General features: G+C 61.4%; 18 protein-coding genes. 12 read left to right on the top strand and 6 right to left on the bottom strand.

Annotation, left to right across the window (positions count from 1 at the left end):
- Positions 1–4: 4 nt before the first annotated feature.
- Entirely contained in the window at positions 5–727 is a 723-nt protein-coding gene (gene mtgA / locus AC1Z1G_RS25600; protein ID WP_483623224.1) for a monofunctional biosynthetic peptidoglycan transglycosylase, read from the top strand.
- A 192-nt stretch (positions 728–919) separates the two neighbouring features.
- Here the strand turns inward: mtgA and rpoH are convergent, their stop codons facing one another.
- The 4 genes from rpoH to ftsY all read right to left on the bottom strand — a co-directional run bounded on the left by rpoH (position 920) and on the right by ftsY (position 5,100).
- The gene (gene rpoH / locus AC1Z1G_RS25605) at positions 920–1,774 is read right to left on the bottom strand and encodes an RNA polymerase sigma factor RpoH (RefSeq protein ID WP_123426423.1); all 855 of its coding nucleotides are present in this window, start codon (positions 1,772–1,774) and stop codon (positions 920–922) included.
- A 112-nt stretch (positions 1,775–1,886) separates the two neighbouring features.
- A complete protein-coding gene (ftsX, locus tag AC1Z1G_RS25610) occupies positions 1,887–2,909 on the bottom strand; it encodes a permease-like cell division protein FtsX (RefSeq protein WP_483623226.1) in 1,023 nt (340 codons plus the stop codon).
- On the bottom strand, positions 2,906–3,577 hold the full coding sequence (gene ftsE, locus AC1Z1G_RS25615) for a cell division ATP-binding protein FtsE (RefSeq protein ID WP_017341290.1): 672 nt from the start codon (positions 3,575–3,577) through the stop codon (positions 2,906–2,908). The genes ftsX and ftsE overlap by 4 nt, the downstream gene beginning before the upstream one ends.
- Complete coding sequence (gene ftsY / locus AC1Z1G_RS25620; protein WP_483623228.1) at positions 3,574–5,100, bottom strand: signal recognition particle-docking protein FtsY; 1,527 nt, start codon at positions 5,098–5,100, stop codon at positions 3,574–3,576. Before ftsY ends, ftsE begins: the two co-directional genes overlap by 4 nt.
- Here ftsY and AC1Z1G_RS25625 point away from each other — a divergent pair.
- The 8 genes from AC1Z1G_RS25625 to AC1Z1G_RS25660 all read left to right on the top strand — a co-directional run bounded on the left by AC1Z1G_RS25625 (position 5,099) and on the right by AC1Z1G_RS25660 (position 11,921).
- On the top strand, positions 5,099–5,293 hold the full coding sequence (locus AC1Z1G_RS25625) for a hypothetical protein (protein ID WP_483623230.1): 195 nt from the start codon (positions 5,099–5,101) through the stop codon (positions 5,291–5,293). The two genes, ftsY and AC1Z1G_RS25625, sit on opposite strands and share 2 nt — an antisense overlap.
- A 151-nt stretch (positions 5,294–5,444) precedes the next feature.
- A complete protein-coding gene (locus AC1Z1G_RS25630; protein WP_483623232.1) occupies positions 5,445–6,800 on the top strand; it encodes a M16 family metallopeptidase in 1,356 nt (451 codons plus the stop codon).
- A complete protein-coding gene (locus tag AC1Z1G_RS25635) occupies positions 6,793–8,283 on the top strand; it encodes a M16 family metallopeptidase (RefSeq protein WP_483623234.1) in 1,491 nt (496 codons plus the stop codon). The genes AC1Z1G_RS25630 and AC1Z1G_RS25635 overlap by 8 nt, the downstream gene beginning before the upstream one ends.
- A complete protein-coding gene (gene rsmD / locus AC1Z1G_RS25640) occupies positions 8,283–8,891 on the top strand; it encodes a 16S rRNA (guanine(966)-N(2))-methyltransferase RsmD (protein ID WP_483623236.1) in 609 nt (202 codons plus the stop codon). The genes AC1Z1G_RS25635 and rsmD overlap by 1 nt, the downstream gene beginning before the upstream one ends.
- 71 nt (positions 8,892–8,962) lie before the next feature.
- The gene (locus tag AC1Z1G_RS25645; protein ID WP_483623238.1) at positions 8,963–9,961 is read left to right on the top strand and encodes a hydrolase; all 999 of its coding nucleotides are present in this window, start codon (positions 8,963–8,965) and stop codon (positions 9,959–9,961) included.
- A gap of 3 nt (positions 9,962–9,964) precedes the next feature.
- Positions 9,965–10,798: an AraC family transcriptional regulator gene (locus AC1Z1G_RS25650; protein WP_483623240.1), complete on the top strand. Its 834-nt coding sequence runs from the start codon at positions 9,965–9,967 to the stop codon at positions 10,796–10,798.
- 77 nt (positions 10,799–10,875) lie between these two features.
- On the top strand, positions 10,876–11,595 hold the full coding sequence (locus AC1Z1G_RS25655) for an AzlC family ABC transporter permease (protein ID WP_483623242.1): 720 nt from the start codon (positions 10,876–10,878) through the stop codon (positions 11,593–11,595).
- Positions 11,592–11,921 (top strand): AzlD domain-containing protein, encoded by a 330-nt coding sequence (locus tag AC1Z1G_RS25660; RefSeq protein ID WP_483623244.1) that lies wholly within the window; start codon positions 11,592–11,594, stop codon positions 11,919–11,921. Before AC1Z1G_RS25655 ends, AC1Z1G_RS25660 begins: the two co-directional genes overlap by 4 nt.
- A gap of 15 nt (positions 11,922–11,936) precedes the next feature.
- On the opposite strand, the gene AC1Z1G_RS25665 is transcribed toward AC1Z1G_RS25660, so the two are convergent.
- On the bottom strand, positions 11,937–12,791 hold the full coding sequence (locus AC1Z1G_RS25665; RefSeq protein ID WP_483623246.1) for a sulfurtransferase: 855 nt from the start codon (positions 12,789–12,791) through the stop codon (positions 11,937–11,939).
- A 34-nt stretch (positions 12,792–12,825) separates the two neighbouring features.
- Positions 12,826–13,497 carry a TetR/AcrR family transcriptional regulator gene (locus tag AC1Z1G_RS25670; RefSeq protein WP_483623248.1) on the bottom strand — a complete coding sequence of 224 codons (672 nt, stop codon included), beginning with the start codon at positions 13,495–13,497 and terminating at the stop codon, positions 12,826–12,828.
- A gap of 146 nt (positions 13,498–13,643) precedes the next feature.
- Here AC1Z1G_RS25670 and AC1Z1G_RS25675 point away from each other — a divergent pair, with 146 nt between their 5' ends.
- The 3 genes from AC1Z1G_RS25675 to AC1Z1G_RS25685 all read left to right on the top strand — a co-directional run bounded on the left by AC1Z1G_RS25675 (position 13,644) and on the right by AC1Z1G_RS25685 (position 17,368).
- Positions 13,644–15,074: a coniferyl aldehyde dehydrogenase gene (locus AC1Z1G_RS25675; RefSeq protein ID WP_483623250.1), complete on the top strand. Its 1,431-nt coding sequence runs from the start codon at positions 13,644–13,646 to the stop codon at positions 15,072–15,074.
- Positions 15,075–15,099: 25 nt separating this feature from the next.
- Positions 15,100–15,645: a twin-arginine translocation pathway signal protein gene (locus AC1Z1G_RS25680; RefSeq protein WP_483623252.1), complete on the top strand. Its 546-nt coding sequence runs from the start codon at positions 15,100–15,102 to the stop codon at positions 15,643–15,645.
- Between the two features lie 127 nt (positions 15,646–15,772).
- The gene (locus AC1Z1G_RS25685; RefSeq protein ID WP_483623254.1) at positions 15,773–17,368 is read left to right on the top strand and encodes a GMC family oxidoreductase; all 1,596 of its coding nucleotides are present in this window, start codon (positions 15,773–15,775) and stop codon (positions 17,366–17,368) included.
- Positions 17,369–17,415: the final 47 nt, after the last annotated feature.

Consider the following 17,415-nt stretch of genomic DNA (forward strand, 5'->3'; position numbering starts at 1 on the left):
CTCTATGCTGCGTTTATTTTTCCGCCGTTTCACAAAAGCCCTGCTCTGGTTCGCGGGCGGTAGCGTGTTACTGGTGTTGGTGTTTCGCTTTGTCCCACCACCGGGAACCACGCTGATGGTCGAGCGCAAGATCGAATCCTGGTTCGATGGCGAGCCTATCGACCTGCAACGTAGCTGGCAGCCATGGGAAAACATCTCCGACGACCTGAAAGTCGCGGTTATGGCCGGCGAGGACCAGAAATTCCCTGAGCACTGGGGGTTTGATTTCGGCGCGATTCAGGCCGCACTGGCCCATAACGGACGTGGCGGCTCGATCCGTGGCGCCAGCACCTTGAGCCAGCAAGTCTCCAAGAACCTGTTCCTGTGGTCCGGCCGCAGCTGGCTGCGCAAGGGGCTGGAAGCCTGGTTTACCGGGCTGATCGAAGTGTTCTGGCCCAAACAACGGATTCTTGAGGTGTACCTCAACAGCGTGGAGTGGGATGAAGGCGTGTTCGGTGCCGAAGCGGCTGCCCGGCATCACTTTGGCATCGGCGCCCGCTCGCTGAGCCGCCAGCAAGCCAGTCTGCTGGCGGCGGTATTGCCCAACCCTCGCGTCTGGAGTGCCAGCCATCCAAGCCCGTATGTATTGCGGCGGGCAGGCTGGATCCGGCAGCAGATGAGCCAACTGGGCGGCGATAGCTACCTGACCGGACTCAACGATTCGCGCCCGGCACCTTGGAACCAGTAACCCTGGAGATCCCCTGTGGGAGCGGGCTTGCTCGCGAAGAGGCCATAACATTCAACATCTCAGTTGACTGTTACACCGCCTTCGCGAGCAAGCCCGCTCCCACATTGGTTTTGTGTTGTTCCAGGATTATCGGGCACAAACAAAAACGCCCCGATCCATGATCGGGGCGTTTTTTATTGCCTTGCGCGCCGGTTAGGCGGCGATCGACAGTTTGAGCTTGTTCATCGCGCTCTTCTCGAGCTGACGGATCCGCTCGGCCGACACGTTGTACTTCTGCGCCAGGTCGTGCAGCGTGGCTTTCTCTTCTGCCAGCCAGCGCTGGTAGAGGATGTCACGGCTGCGGTCGTCCAGCACTTCCAGCGCTTCGTGCAGGTTGCTGGTTGAGTTGTCGGTCCAGTCGGCGTCTTCCAGTTGACGGGCCGGGTCGTACCGGTGGTCTTCCAGATAGTTGGCGGGCGACTGGAAAGCGCTGTCGTCGTCCGCTTCCGCGGCCGGGTCGAACGCCATGTCATGGCCCGTCAGGCGACTTTCCATCTCGCGCACTTCCCGCGGCTCTACACCGAGGCTTTCAGCCACGCGATGGACTTCTTCGTTGTTCAGCCATGCCAGGCGTTTTTTCTGGCTGCGCAGGTTGAAGAACAGCTTGCGCTGAGCCTTGGTGGTTGCGACTTTCACGATGCGCCAGTTGCGCAGGATAAATTCGTGGATTTCAGCCTTGATCCAGTGCACCGCAAAGGACACCAGGCGCACACCCATTTCCGGGTTGAAGCGCTTGACCGCTTTCATCAGGCCGACATTGCCTTCCTGGATCAGGTCAGCCTGGGCCAGGCCGTAGCCGGAATAGCTGCGGGCAATATGTACAACAAAACGCAGGTGGGCGAGCACCATCTGCCGAGCCGCCCCCAAATCCTGCTCATAGTAGAGACTCTCGGCCAGTTCACGCTCCTGCTCCGGTGTCAGCAAAGGAATGCTGTTCACCGTGTGCACATAAGCCTCCAGGTTCGCGCCTGGGACCAGAGCATAAGCAGGTTGCAAAGAAGTGGTCATACGAAAAAACCTCCGACTCACATAACTCGTGCAGTTCAGCACTGCGAAAATTGACCGGGAACCCTAAGACAAGTTCCCCTACACGCTGAAAGGTCATACAAGCAAAAAGACACTACTTCGGCGCAAGCTCTCTCAAGTGGCGTGCTACCGCAATCCAAGCACCGATATACCCTAACAGCACTGCGCCTAGCAAGAGTGATAGACCATCGGCAACCGGCACGCCCGCCAAGGCAAAATCACTGCCGTACAAACCGGCCAGCCCGACCACTGCGTCGTTCAGCCAGTTCAGCCCGAACGCCAATACACCCCACGAAAGAATCCCTGCACCGAAGCCATAAAGCGCGCCCATATACAGAAAAGGCCTACGCACATAGCTGTCCGTGCCGCCGACGAGTTTAATCACTTCTATCTCTGTGCGGCGGTTTTCAATATGAAGACGAATGGTATTGCCTATCACCAAAAGTAATGCAGAAACCAGAAGCACGGTCAGACCGAAGACAAACCGCTCGCCCAGCTTGAGGATCGCCGCCAAACGCTCGACCCAGACTAGATCAAGTTGAGCCTGCTGTACCTTCGGCAACTCGGAAAGTCTTTGTCTTAATGCTTCCAGAGTCGCTTTGTCGACTTCGTTCGGGGTCACCAACACCACGCCCGGCAGCGGATTGTGCGGCAACTCCTTGAGCGCCTCGCCCAGGCCAGACTGTTGCTGAAACTCTTCCAGTGCCTGTTCACGGCTGATGTACTCGGCATCGCTCACACCCGGCAACGCCTTGATCTGGTCGCGCAGTTGCTCACCGTCATTGGCGCTGGCGTCGATCTGCAGGTACAGCGAAATCTGCGCCGCACGCTGCCAGGAACCGCCCAAGCGTTCGACGTTGTTGAGCAGCAGCGACAACCCCATCGGCAGGCTCAGGGCAACCGCCATCACCAGGCAGGTAAAGAAGCTGCCGATTGGCTGCTTGCCCAGGCGTCGCAGGCTGTCGACCAAGCTGGCACGGTGGCTTTCAATCCATGCCCGCAGCAAAGTGCCGAAGTCAGGGCCGTCGTCTTCGTCGCGTTTTTTCTTTGGCCCCTGCGGATCGGAGGCCTTGGGGGCCACCCGTTCGGCCACTTTCGGGCTGCGTGTTGCACTCATACCCCGGCCTCCCCGTCGCCGATCAATCGGCCACGTTGCAGCGTCAGCATGCGGTGGCGCATGCGTGCGATCAGTGCCAGGTCGTGACTGGCGATCAATACGCTGGTACCCAGACGGTTGATGTCTTCAAACACGCCCATGATTTCCGCCGCCAGGCGCGGGTCGAGGTTACCGGTCGGCTCATCCGCCAGCAGCAAGGCCGGGCGGTGAACGATGGCGCGAGCGATACCGACACGCTGCTGCTGGCCGGTGGACAGGTCGCCTGGGTACAGGTCGGTCTTGTCCGAGAGCGCAACACGCTCCAGCGCCGAATCCACGCGCTTGGCGATTTCAGCTTTGGACAGGCCAAGGATCTGCAGCGGCAAGGCGACGTTGTTGAACACCGTGCGGTCGAACAATAGCTGATGGTTTTGAAACACCACGCCAATCTGCCGACGCAAGAACGGAATCTGCGCGTTGCTGATGGTGCCCAGGTCCTGCCCGGCCAGCAGCAGCTTGCCGGTGGTCGGGCGCTCCATGGCCAGCAACAGGCGCAGCAAGGTACTTTTACCAGCCCCGGAATGGCCGGTGACAAACAAGAACTCGCCCCGACGGACTCGAAAGCTCAGCTCATGCAAGCCGACGTGACCGTTCGGATAGCGTTTACCGACCTGTTCGAAACGAATCATGAACGCTCCCGCTCGGCAAACAGTGCCTGGACAAAGGGTTCTGCTTCAAAGGTACGCAAGTCATCGATGCCTTCACCGACCCCAATGTAGCGGATCGGCAGGCCAAACTGCTTGGCCAGGGCGAAGATAACCCCGCCTTTGGCCGTACCGTCGAGCTTGGTCAGGGCCAGGCCGGTCAGTTCGACCGTCTGGTTGAATTGCTTGGCCTGGTTGATGGCGTTCTGGCCCGTACCGGCGTCTAGCACCAGCAACACTTCGTGCGGCGCCTCGGCGTCGAGCTTGCCGATCACCCGGCGAACCTTTTTCAGTTCTTCCATCAGGTTGTCTTTGGTGTGCAGGCGACCCGCGGTGTCGGCGATCAACACGTCGATATTTCGCGCCTTGGCGGCCTGCACGGCGTCGAAAATCACCGAAGCCGAGTCTGCCCCTGTGTGCTGGGCGATCACGGCAATATTGTTGCGCTCGCCCCAGACCTGCAATTGCTCGACTGCCGCTGCACGGAAGGTGTCACCCGCCGCGAGCATGACTTTCTTGCCTTCGAGTTGCAGCTTCTTGGCCAGTTTGCCAATGGTGGTGGTTTTGCCGGCGCCGTTGACGCCCACCACCAGAATCACGAACGGCTTGTTCTGCGAGGTGATTTTCAGCGGCTGCTCGACGGGTTTGAGCATGCCTGCCAACTCGGCCTGCAAAGATTTGTACAACGCATCGGCGTCAGCCAATTGCTTGCGCGCGACCTTCTGGGTCAGGTTCTGGATGATCACCGAGGTCGCTTCAACGCCCACGTCGGCGGTCAGCAAACGGGTTTCGATGTCTTCGAGCAGTTCATCATCGATCAGTTTTTTGCCCAGGAACAGGCTGGCCATGCCTTCGCCGATGCTGGCGCTGGTCTTGGACAGGCCTTGTTTGAGGCGGGCGAAGAAACCGACTTTATTGTCTTCGGCTTGGGCCGGCTCGGCGACGACCGCAGCCTCGACAACCGGGGCAACCGGGACGATTGGCGCAACGGGCGCTGCGACCACAACCGGCGCGGCTTCGGGCATACGAACCGGTTCGGGCGCCACGAATGCCGCAATCACCTGCTCTGGCACATCGGGTTCGACCACAACCGGCTCCACCACCGGATGCGTCTCGACCACCAGCAGTTCCACGGCTTGCTGCGTATCGGTCGGCGCCGGGATCGGCGGGACAATGTGCGGGGTCAATTCGTCTTCAACCAGCGCCACCGGTTCTTCCGCCACGGGCAGTGTCAACCACGGCTTGTGCTCGGCGTGCGGCGTCAGCGGCACAATTTCTGGCTCTGCTGATTCAACAACTGGCTGCAACACCGGCTCGGCAATCGGCGCCACAATCGGTGCCGGTGCCGGGGCAACGGGCGCAGCGTCGATGACCGCCACTTCGACGATCGGCTCGGGCTGTGGCTGTTCAACGACGGGTTCCTGCGGTTTTTTGCGCAGCCATCCGAACAGGCTTTTTTTCTCGCCAGCCGCAGCTGGGGTCTTCTTGTCGTCGTTGGAACCAAACATGGAGGACGGCTATCTCACGGTAGCGACGCGCCAATCCGGCGCCTCGGCAGATAAGTATTCGATGCAGAACAGACTGCGTTTAACCCAGCTTGTTCACGCGCAATATTTTGTCGAAGTGCTCAGCGGCACCTCAAAGATCGACTTCACGAAGGACTGGACTGGCAAAATCGGCGAAAAAGCGGAGTTTAGCTGATAAACCAAGGCTTTCCGCCGGGAACCCATACAACCTGATCAGGCATAAAAGCCGGATAGGCGTGGCCGCCAGTAAAACGGATCGTTATCCTAGCACCTCCTCACCCGTACAGGCTAAGACCAAGCGGGTAGCCCAACAGGTTAAAACACGAATGAATGCTCTAGCCCGCCGCGCCGCAGGCCTGCTGTTCAGCACAGTTTGTCTGCCCCTTTCAGCTTTGGCTGCCGACCCACAACCGACCCACGAATTTACCCTCGACAACGGCCTTAAAGTCGTTGTGCGCGAAGACCATCGCGCGCCAGTGGTGGTTTCCCAGGTCTGGTACAAGGTCGGTTCCAGCTACGAAACCCCGGGCCAGACCGGTTTGTCCCACGCCCTGGAACACATGATGTTCAAGGGCAGCGAGAAGGTTGGCCCCGGTGAAGCATCTCTGATCCTGCGCGACCTGGGCGCTGAAGAAAACGCCTTCACCAGCGACGACTTCACCGCGTACTACCAGGTGCTGGCCCGCGACCGCCTGGGCGTGGCCTTTGAGCTGGAAGCCGACCGCATGGCCAGCCTGCGCCTGCCGCCCGACGAGTTCAGCCGCGAGATCGAAGTGATCAAGGAAGAACGCCGCCTGCGCACCGACGACAAACCGATGTCCAAGGCCTACGAGCGCTTCAAGGCCATGGCCTACCCGGCCAGCGGCTATCACACGCCAACCATCGGCTGGATGGCGGACCTGGACCGCATGAAAGTTGAAGAGCTGCGCCATTGGTATCAGTCCTGGTACGTGCCGAACAACGCCACGCTGGTGGTAGTCGGCGATGTAACCCCGGATGAAGTCAAAGCCCTGGCCCAGCGCTACTTCGGGCCGATCCCGAGACGCGACGTGCCCCCGGCCAAGATCCCGCTGGAACTGGCCGAACCCGGCGAACGGCAGATCACCCTGCACGTGAAGACCCAACTGCCAAGCCTGATGCTGGCCTTCAACGTGCCGAGCATCGCGACCGCCACCGACAAACGCTCGATCAACGCCCTGCGCCTGATCGCGGCACTGCTCGACGGCGGTTACAGCGCACGCATCCCGACCCAGCTGGAGCGCGGTCAGGAACTGGTGTCCGGCGGCTCGTCGAGCTACGACGCCTACACCCGTGGCGACAGCCTGTTCACCCTGTCGGCCACCCCAAACACCCAGAAACACAAAACCATCGCCCAGGCCGAAGCCGGTTTGTGGAAACTGCTCGAACAACTGAAAACCACCGCGCCGTCCGCCGAAGAACTGGAGCGCGTGCGTGCCCAGGTCATCGCCGGCCTGGTGTACGAGCGTGACTCGATTACCAGCCAGGCCACCTCCATCGGTCAGTTGGAAACCGTCGGGCTGTCCTGGAAGCTGATGGACACCGAACTCGCCGAGCTGCAAAGCGTGACCCCGGAAGATATCCAGAAGGCCGCCACCCTCTATTTCACTCGCGAACGTCTCAGCGTTGCGCATGTACTGCCCGAGGAGACAGCTCATGAGTGAGCGCAAACAATCACGCCTGGCCCTGATCGGGCTGGTGGTCGTCTCGCTGCTCGGCTCGGCGGGTTTCTACCTCAGCCGTTCGGACACCTCCAACGCCAGCGAAGCCCTCGATAAAGCCAAGGCCAGCAAACAGCTGCAATCGCTGGCCGAACTTGACGGCAAGGCGCCCAGCCACCGCGCACTGGACGTACAGACCTGGACCACGGCCGAAGGCGCCAAAGTACTGTTCGTTGCCGCCCCCGAGTTGCCGATGTTCGACCTGCGCCTGATCTTCGCCGCCGGCAGCAGCCAGGACGGCGCGTCGCCAGGCCTGGCCATACTGACCAACGCCATGCTCAACGAAGGCGTGGCGGGCAAGGATGTCAGCGCCATCGCTCAAGGCTTCGAAGGCCTGGGCGCGGACTTTGGCAACGGCGCCTACAAAGACATGGCCGTCGCGTCGCTGCGCAGCCTGAGTGCCGTGGATAAACGCGAGCCGGCGCTCAAGCTGTTCGCCGAAGTCGTCGGCAAGCCGACCTTGCCTGCCGATTCGCTGGCGCGGATCAAAAACCAGATGCTTGCCGGCCTCGAATACCAGAAACAGAACCCCGGCAAACTGGCGAGCATCGAACTGATGAAGCGCCTGTACGGTGATCACCCGTACGCGAACCCTAGCGATGGCACCGCCAAAAGCATCCCGTTGATCACCCAGGCGCAAGTGCGGGCGTTCCACGAGAAAGCCTATGCCGCCGGCAACGTTGTGATCGCGCTGGTCGGTGACCTGTCGCGCAGTGAAGCCGAAACCATTGCTGCACAGGTTTCCAGCGCCCTGCCCCACGGCCCGGCACTGGCGAAAATCCCGGGGGCGGTCGAACCCAAGGCGGGCGTCACGCATATCGAGTTCCCGTCCAAGCAGACCAACCTGATGCTCGCGCAACTGGGCATTGATCGCGATGATCCGGACTACGCCGCTGTGTCGCTGGGCAACCAAATCCTCGGGGGCGGTGGTTTCGGTACCCGACTGATGAGCGAAGTGCGTGAGAAACGCGGCCTGACCTACGGCGTTTACTCCGGTTTCTCGCCGATGCAGGCCCGTGGTCCGTTCATGATCAACCTGCAAACCCGCGCCGAGATGAGCGAAGGCACCCTCAAACTGGTGCAGGATGTACTCGCTGACTACCTTGAAAAAGGCCCGACCCAGAAAGAACTCGACGACGCCAAGCGTGAACTGGCCGGCAGCTTCCCGCTGTCCACCGCCAGCAACGCCGATATCGTCGGCCAATTGGGCGCCATGGGTTTCTACAACTTGCCGCTGAGCTACCTCGAAGACTTCATGCGTCAGTCCCAGAGCCTGACCGTCGAGCAGGTCAAAGCGGCCATGAACAAACACCTCAGCACGGACAAAATGGTCATCGTCACCGCTGGCCCGACCGTGCCACAACAGCCGTTACCGGCCCCTACTGACAAACCTTCCGAGCAGCCGCTCGGGGTTCCGGAGCATTAATGGCCCATCCTAAAAAACCTGTTCACAACGTGCATAACGGCGTGAACCAATTGCGCATCATCGGCGGCGAATGGCGCAGCCGAAAGCTGAGCTTCCCCGATGCCCCGGGCCTGCGCCCGACACCGGACCGGGTGCGCGAAACCCTGTTCAACTGGTTGGCGCCGTACGTCGCCGGGGCCAAAGTGCTCGACCCGTTTACCGGCAGCGGCGCACTGTTCCTCGAAGCCCTGTCCCGTGGCGCTGCCATGGGCCAGGCGCTCGACGCCAGCAACCTGGCGGTTTCCAGCCTGAAAGAACATCTGGGAACGCTGCGCTGCACTGTTGGCCAGGTCCAGACCGCCGACGCCTTGCGTTATCTGGAAACCCAGACCGCTACACCGTACGACCTGGTGTTCCTCGACCCACCGTTCAACCAGAACCTGCTGCCCACGGTCTGTGCGCTGCTCGAAGAACGGCAATGGCTGGCCGATGACGCCTGGGTGTACACCGAAAGCGAAAACGCCCCGTCGACCCTCGGCCTGCCGGGAAGCTGGCGCCTGCACCGTGAACAAAAATCCGGGCGCGTCTACTACGCGTTGTGGCACCGTGTGGCAGAGATCGCCGGTTAACCGACCGGCCTGAACAAGGTGCGTACCGGGGGTCTACAGTCCAGGTATGCACCGCTGCATCGAGAACAACCGTGTCCACACCGCCTGACCGCTTCATCCCCGCCTTCGGCCTGGGCAACCCGCACCTGCAAACCTTGTGGGGCCCGCTGTGGCGCAAAACCACTCACCTTGAACGCCCGCGTGAACGCCTGTGGCTGGCGGACGGTGACTTCCTCGATCTCGACTGGCATGGCCCGCACAGCGCCGAAGCACCGCTGGTGCTGGTGCTGCACGGGCTGACCGGTTCCTCCAATTCCCCCTACGTCGCCGGCCTGCAAAAAGCCCTGGCCGGCCTGGGCTGGGCCAGTGTCGCGCTGAACTGGCGCGGCTGTTCGGGCGAGCCGAATCTGTTACCACGCAGCTACCACTCCGGCGCCAGCGAAGACCTTGCCGAAGCCATCAGCCATCTTCGGGCCTCGCGGCCCCTGGCGCCGTTGTATGCCGTGGGGTACTCACTGGGCGGCAATGTGCTGCTCAAGCATCTGGGCGAAACCGGCAGCAGCAGCGGCTTGCAGGGCGCTGTGGCGGTGTCGGTACCGTTTCGCCTCGACCAGTGCGCCGACCGTATCGACCAGGGGTTTTCCAAGGTCTATCAGGCGCATTTCATGCGCGAGATGCTCGCCTATATCAAAACCAAACAACGCCAGTTTCAACATGACGGCCGCCACGATGGCCTGGCGACACTGGCCGGGCTGGGCTCGCTGGAGAACATGCGCACGTTCTGGGATTTCGATGGCCGGGTGACCGCACCGCTGAACGGTTTCCTGGACGCCGAAGACTATTACCGACGCGCATCCAGTCGCTATTTTCTGGGGGAAATCCGCACCCGAACGCTGATTATCCAGGCCGCGGACGACCCGTTCGTATTCCCACACAGCCTGCCCGAGCCCGGCGAGTTGTCGACCTGCACCCGATTCGAACTACAGGTCAAGGGTGGGCATGTCGGCTTCGTCGACGGTTCCGTGAACAGACCGGGTTACTACCTGGAACGGCGAATCCCGCAATGGCTGACTGACCTGGAGCGTGGTTGAACCATGTCGGGCGAGTCGATCCGCTTCTGGCAAACTGCACCGCTGGCCGGGGTCGAACTGCTGTCCGCACGCTACATCGAACAGCGCTTCGTGCCCCATGTGCATGACGGCTTTGTGATTGGCCTGATCATGGCCGGTGCCCAGCGCTATCGCTATCGCGGCGCCGAACACCTCGCGGGCAGCGGGACGCTGGTGCTGATCAACCCGGACGAACTGCACACCGGCCACAAAGGTACCGACGACGGCTGGCTGTACCGTGCGTTTTACCCCGACAACCCGCAGATTCTTTCGCTGCTGGCCGAACTCGAATTGCCCGCCACTCACCTGCCGACGTTTGGTGCGACGCTGTACCGCGACCCGGACCTGGTAAACGGGTTCTGCCAATTGCACCGTTTGCTGGAAAGCCCCGCCAGCGCGCTGCAACAACAGACCGTGTGGCGGGAAATGATGCTGGCGTTGCTGCAACGCCATGCCGGCGTACCACAGCCCGGCCGCCCCGGCCGGGAGCACCGGGCCATCGCGTTGGCCAAGGAACTGATGCGCTCGCAATTGGCAACGCCGCCATCGCTGGAGGCATTGGCGACCGCGGTGAGCCTGTCGCCGTTTCACTTCGCCCGGGTGTTCCGTCGCGCCACCGGCCTGCCGCCACATACCTGGCTCATGCAGCAGCGGATCGCCCAGGCCCGCGCACTGTTGCAGGGAGGTTGCCTGCCGCTGGAAGTCGCCAGCCAACTGGGTTTCGCCGATCAGAGCCACCTGAGCCGCCAGTTCAAACAGGTTTACGGCGTCGGCCCCGGCGCGTACCGCAGCGCCCGGCAAATCGGCAGTCCCTCGTAGGCACGGAGTCATCTGCAAGATCGTTCAAGACAGGCTTTTTGCGTGTGGCTCAGGATGCCGACACAAGGAGAGTCTCCATGACCCGAAAACACCTCTACACCCTCGGTATCCGCGACAGTTTCGCCATGGCGGTCGGCATTCTGCCGTTCGGCCTGATCTTCGGCACACTGGCCGGGGCTGCAGGCCTGACACTCTGGCAAGCGGTCGGCATGTCCGTGTTCGTTTACGCAGGCTCCGCGCAACTGATAGTCCTGAGCCTGCTCGGGACCGCTGCCAGTGTGTGGGTGATTCTGTTGACCACTTTCATCGTCAACCTGCGCCACGTGCTCTACAGCGCCACCCTGCAACCTCACATCAGCCAGTTGCCGCAACGCTGGCGAATGCTGCTGGCGTTCTGGCTGACCGACGAAACCTTCGCCGTGGTCCAGCGCTTTTACCTGCTGCACAGCGAACGGCCCCTGGCCCACTGGTACTGGCTGGGCGTGGCCAGTTCGCTTTACGCCTGCTGGGTGGTCAGTTCACTGGCGGGGGTGTTGTTCGGTCAGGCCGTGCCGGACCTGGCGAGCTGGGGGCTGGAGTTCGCCATGCTGGCCACGTTCATCGGCATTGTCGTGCCGTTGCTGCGTAACCAGCCGCAGATTGCCGCGGCACTGGCGGCCGGCGCCGTGGCGCTGATGACGTTCAACTGGCCCTACAAACTCGGGTTGATGGCCGCCGCCTTCAGCGGGATAGCCATCGGCGTCGTGCTGGAGCGCCGGCAACTGGCCAGCCCTTCAGGCAAGGAGGTTCACTCATGAGTTACGGATGGCTGATTGTCGGGATGACCGCGATCACGTTTGGGCTGCGTTACAGCCTGTTCGCCTGGCCCAACCTGAGCTTCCCGCCGCTGGTGCGCCAGGGCCTGCATTACGTACCCACGGCGGTGCTCACCGCCATCGTCGTGCCGGGTATGTTGCTGCCGGACGGCCAGCAATGGGCTTTGAACCTGAACAACGCGTATTTGCTCGCAGGGCTGGTGGCGATTGCCATTGCCGCACTGAGCCGCCATTTGCTGGCGACTATCGGCGGCGGGATGCTGGTGTTCTTTTTACTGCGCTGGATGATGGGCCAGTTGCCGGTCTGAACTGGCCCGTGTGGCTCAATCGCCCGTGGCAATGCCACGCTGCGGATCGTTGATCCATTCGCTCCACGATCCGGCATATAACCGCGCCAGCGGATAACCGGCCAGGCACAGCGCAAACAGGTTATGGCACGCCGTGACACCGGACCCGCAATACGCCACCAGTTCGCTCGGCGAGCGATCACCCAACTTCGCGGCAAAACGCTGCTTGAGCTGCGCAGGCGACAGGAAACGCCCGTCGCTGTCCAGGTTGTCGGTGAACGCTGCACAGTGAGCGCCGGGAATATGGCCCGCGACCGGGTCAATCGGCTCGACCTCACCGCGAAAACGCGGCGCGGCGCGGGCGTCCAGCAAGGTCAGCGTCGGCTGACCGAGACGCTTGTGCAGCTCCTGTGCGCTGAGCAACAGCCCTGGGTCCGATTGACCGGTGAATGTCCCGCGCATGTTTGGCGCCGAATCAAGGCTCAAGGGCAACCCTGCCGCATGCCAGGCCTTGAGGCCGCCGTCGAGAATGAACACGCCGTCACGCTTGCCCAGCCAGGCCAGCAACCACCAGGCCCGCGCAGCGTAAGCACCCGGGCCATCGTCATACAACACGATATCGCTGTCGGCATTGATGCCCCACGCCTGCAACCGTTCAATCAGGTGCCCAGGCTGCGGCAAGGGATGCCTCCCGGTGACACCCTTGACCACCGGTCCGCTGAGGTCACGCTCCAAATCGGCATAGTGCGCACCGCCAATGTGCCCTTCGGCATAGCTGCGCTGACCGTAGTCCGGGTCTTCGAGGGCGAAACGACAATCGAGAATCACCAACCCGGCCTGGTTCTTTTTCAGGTCCAGTTCGACCGGGCTGATCAGTTGCGCAATGGGCATGGCAGGCTCCTCTGATGGGGGTCGAAGGTCGATCCTACTGCACTTCTTCCAACGCTTGGGCCAACGGCACGTAAAACTCTTCGAACAACGCGTCGACGGCCTCACGGGATTGCTCGGTGACGAATCCGGCTTCAAGCACCAGCACCTGATACACACCACGCTTGATGGCTTGTTCGCTCAGGTGACTGGAATTTTCCCGCGTGGTGCACAGAAACCGTACCCAGGACGTGAGGATGATCCAGGCATTGAGCGTCAAGGACTCGATCTGGACTTTGTCCATGATGAGGATCCCGGCGTCGACAAATCCTTCGTAGATGGCGGTGCCATGGATCAGGCAGCGCTGGGAAAAGCGTCGATAGCGCGCGGCCAAATCGGCGTCGCTCTCAAGCAGATGCTCAAGGTCGCGGTGCAGGAACCGGTAGCGCCACATGGCCGACAGCAACTCCTGCAAGTAAAAGCGCTTGTCTTCCACGGTTGCGGCCCGCCCCTGGGGAGGGCGCAGGAAGCTGTCCACCAGGCTTTCGTACTCACTGAACAACACGGCGATAATCGCCTGCTTGTTGGGGAAGTGGTAGTACAGGTTGCCCGGAGAAATCTCCATGTGAGCGGCGATGTGATTGGTACTGATGCTGCGCTCGCCCAACTGATTGAACAGCTCCAGGCTGTTCTGCACGATGCGCTCGCTGGTTTTTATTCGTGGGGCCATGGCTTGAGCTTTAATTCAATGTGCGATGGCGGGCATCTTACGACCTATCCGGCGATGGATAAAACACGTCGGAGCGATAAACCCGATTGACAATTTAGAGCATAGACTCTAAAAACTTCGTCATTCTAATAAAACCGGAGCCGACAATGTCTGCCGAAATAGCCTACCTGCAAAACGCTCAGCAGCATCTGGCCGAACTCCAAACCCTGTTCGATACCCAGCGGCAGGCGTACGTCGCCAACCCGATGCCTCCGGCCGCCCAGCGCCTGCAATGGCTCAAGGCCCTGCGTGAAATCCTCAGCGATGAGCGTCAGGCCTTGATCGACGCCATCAGCCAGGATTTCAGCCATCGCAGCGCCGACGAAACCCTGGTTGCCGAACTGATGCCCAGCCTGCACGGCATTCATTACGCCAGTAAACACCTCAAGGGCTGGATGAAGTCATCCCGTCGCGCTGTAGGCCTGGCCTTTCAGCCCGCCTCAGCCAAAGTCGTTTATCAGCCGCTGGGCGTGGTCGGGGTGATCGTGCCCTGGAACTATCCGCTGTACCTGGCCATCGGGCCGCTGGTGGGAGCCTTGTCGGCCGGTAACCGGGTGATGCTGAAACTCAGTGAATCGACCCCCGCAACCGGGCAACTGCTCAAGGAACTGCTGGCCCGGGTCTTCCCGCAGGATCTGGTCTGCGTGGTCCTGGGCGAAGCCGAGGTCGGCATGGCCTTTTCCCGGCTGCCGTTCGATCACTTGCTGTTCACGGGTGCCACCAGCATCGGCAAGCACGTCATGCGCGCCGCCGCCGAACACCTGACGCCGGTCACCCTCGAACTCGGCGGCAAGTCGCCGGCCATTGTTTCTCACGATGTCCCCCTCAGCGACGCGGCTGAACGCATCGCCTTCGGTAAAACCCTGAACGCCGGGCAAACCTGTGTCGCGCCGGACTACGTGCTGGTGCCGGAAGACCGTGTAGGCTCGTTCGTCGAAGCCTACCGTCACGCCGTTCGCAGCTTTTATCCGACACTCGTCGACAACCCGGACTACACCGCGATCATCAATGACCGTCAACTGGCGCGACTCAACAACTACGTCAGCGACGCCACCAGTAAAGGCGCGCTGCTGATTCCGCTGTTCGAACAAGGCCAGGGCCGGCGCATGGGCCACAGCCTGCTGCTGAACGTCAGCGATGACATGCTGGTGATGCAGGACGAAATTTTCGGTCCGGTGCTGCCAATCGTGCCTTACCGGGACCTTGATCAGGCATTTGCCTACATCAACCAACGACCACGTCCGTTGGCTCTGTATTACTTCGGCTACAACAAGAACGAACAGAACCGCGTACTCAACGAGACCCACTCCGGCGGCGTGTGCCTGAACGACACCTTGTTGCACGTTGCCCAGGACGATATGCCCTTCGGCGGCATAGGGGCGTCAGGAATGGGGCATTACCACGGCCACGAAGGCTTCCTGACCTTCAGCAAGGCCAAGGGTGTGCTGATCAAACAGCGTTTCAATGCAGCGAAGCTGATTTACCCGCCTTACGGCAAGTCGATCCAGAAACTGATCCAGAAGCTGTTCATTCGCTGAAAACGACCGTCGGGTAATAACAATAATGAACCCCAGCCTGTCCCAAACTCCCGCGCTGTCACGGCGCGGCCTGCTCAAATTCAGCCTCTGCGCCAGTGCCTTCCTGACGGCGGCGGGATTGGGCGCCAGCCTCAGTGGCTGTTCGGCCAGCACGCCGGCCAGCGGTTACGCCGCATTGCGCAGCAGCGATTTACCGTTTCTGCGGGCGCTGATCCCGGTGATGCTTGACGGCGCCGTGGCGGCCGACAAGCGTGCGGCAGCCCTCGACGGCACCTTGCAATCGCTGGATCACGACCTCGATCACTTGTCGCCGGAAATGCTCAAGCTGACCCAACAACTGTTCGATGTACTCGCCATGGCGGTCACCCGTGGGCCGTTGACCGGGATTTGGGGCCATTGGGAAAACGCCAGCAGCGATGACATTCGCCAGTTTCTCAAACGCTGGGAAAACAGCGCCTTGAGCCTGTTGCGCATGGGGCACAGCTCACTGCTGCAACTGGTGATGATGGCCTGGTACGGGCGGGCGGAATCTTGGGCGCATTGCGGGTATCCCGGGCCGCCTACCGTTTGAGACCGAGGTGCCCCTATCGCGAGCAGGCTCGCTCCCACAGGGGTTTCGCGATCCATGTGGGGCGAGCCTGCTCGCGAAGGCGCCAGCCGCATCACCACTGAATCCAAAACAACAAGAGAGCCTGAAGATGCCTGTACCCGATCCGTTCCGCGAAGGCCTGGCCCGTGGCTGGAAAACCTACGACGGCTCGCAACTTGCGAATGACCTGAAGCTTGAAGCCGACATTGCGATCATCGGCAGCGGCGCGGGCGGTGGCACCACCGCCGAAATCCTCAGCGCGGCAGGCTACACAGTACTGTTGATCGAAGAAGGCCCGCTCAAGACCAGCAGCGACTTCAAGATGCTCGAAGACCAGGCCTACTCCAGCCTTTATCAGGAAGGTATCGGGCGCATGAGCAAGGACGGCGCGATCACCATCCTGCAAGGCCGGGCCGTCGGCGGCACCACACTGATCAACTGGACCTCAAGCTTTCGCACCCCCGAACCAACCCTCACGCACTGGGCCACGGAACATAACGTCAAGGGCCACAGCCCCGCCGACATGGCACCCTGGTTCGAAAAGATGGAACAGCGCCTCGGCGTCGCTCCCTGGCTTGTCCCGCCCAACGCCAACAACGACGTGATCAGAAAAGGCTGTGAACAACTCGGCTACAGCTGGCACGTGATCCCGCGCAATGTGCGCGGCTGCTGGAACCTGGGCTACTGCGGCCTGGGCTGCCCGACCAACGCCAAGCAATCCATGCTGGTGACGACCATCCCCGCGACCCTGGAAAAGGGCGGCGAGCTGCTCTATCTGGCCCGTGCCGAGCGGCTGCTGATCAAGGACGACCAAGTCACGGGCCTGCAGTGTGTGGCGATGGATGCGCGCTGCGTGGCGCCGACCGGGCGCAGCATCACCGTCAAGGCGCGGCACTATGTGTTGGCCGGCGGCGGCATCAACAGCCCGGCGTTACTGCTGCGTTCCGAAGCCCCCGACCCACACGAACGGCTGGGCAAACGTACGTTCCTGCACTTGGTGAACATGTCCGCCGGGCTGTTTGACGAGGTGATCAACCCGTTCTATGGCGCGCCGCAGTCGATTTATTCCGACCACTTTCAGTGGCAGCACGGCACCACCGGCAAGATGTCCTACAAACTCGAAGTCCCGCCGTTGCACCCGGCGCTGGCCACCACCCTGCTCGGCGGTTTTGGCGGTGAGAACGCCGAACACATGCGCCAATTGCCCCACACCCACGCCATGCTCGCACTGATGCGCGACGGCTTTCACCCGGACAGCCCTGGCGGCCACGTCGAGTTACGCGGCGATGGCACGCCGGTGCTCGACTATCAGGTGTCCGCCTACGCCTGGGATGGGCTGCGGCGCGCGTTTCACAGCATGGCCGAGATCCAGTTTGCGGGCGGTGCCAAGGCCGTGATGCCGATGCACGCGGATGCGCGCTACGTGAAAACCCTGGCCGAGGCCCGCACGCTGATCGAAGGCTTGAGCCTGGAGCTGTACCGGACCCGGTTGGGCAGCGCCCATGTGATGGGCGGTTGCACCATGGGCGAAGACCCGAAAAATGCGGTCACCGACAGCCTGGGACGACACCATCAACTGGGTAATCTATCGATTCACGACGGTTCATTGTTCCCCACCAGCATTGGCGCAAACCCTCAATTATCGGTTTACGGGCTCACCGCCCAACTGGCCACTGCGCTGGCCGAACGCTTAAAAAACACCTGAAAAAGCACAATAATCGGACCGTCTATAGTGCTTTCTTCCCCTAAAGG

This window comes from Pseudomonas sp. JL27(2026), from assembly GCF_056933555.1.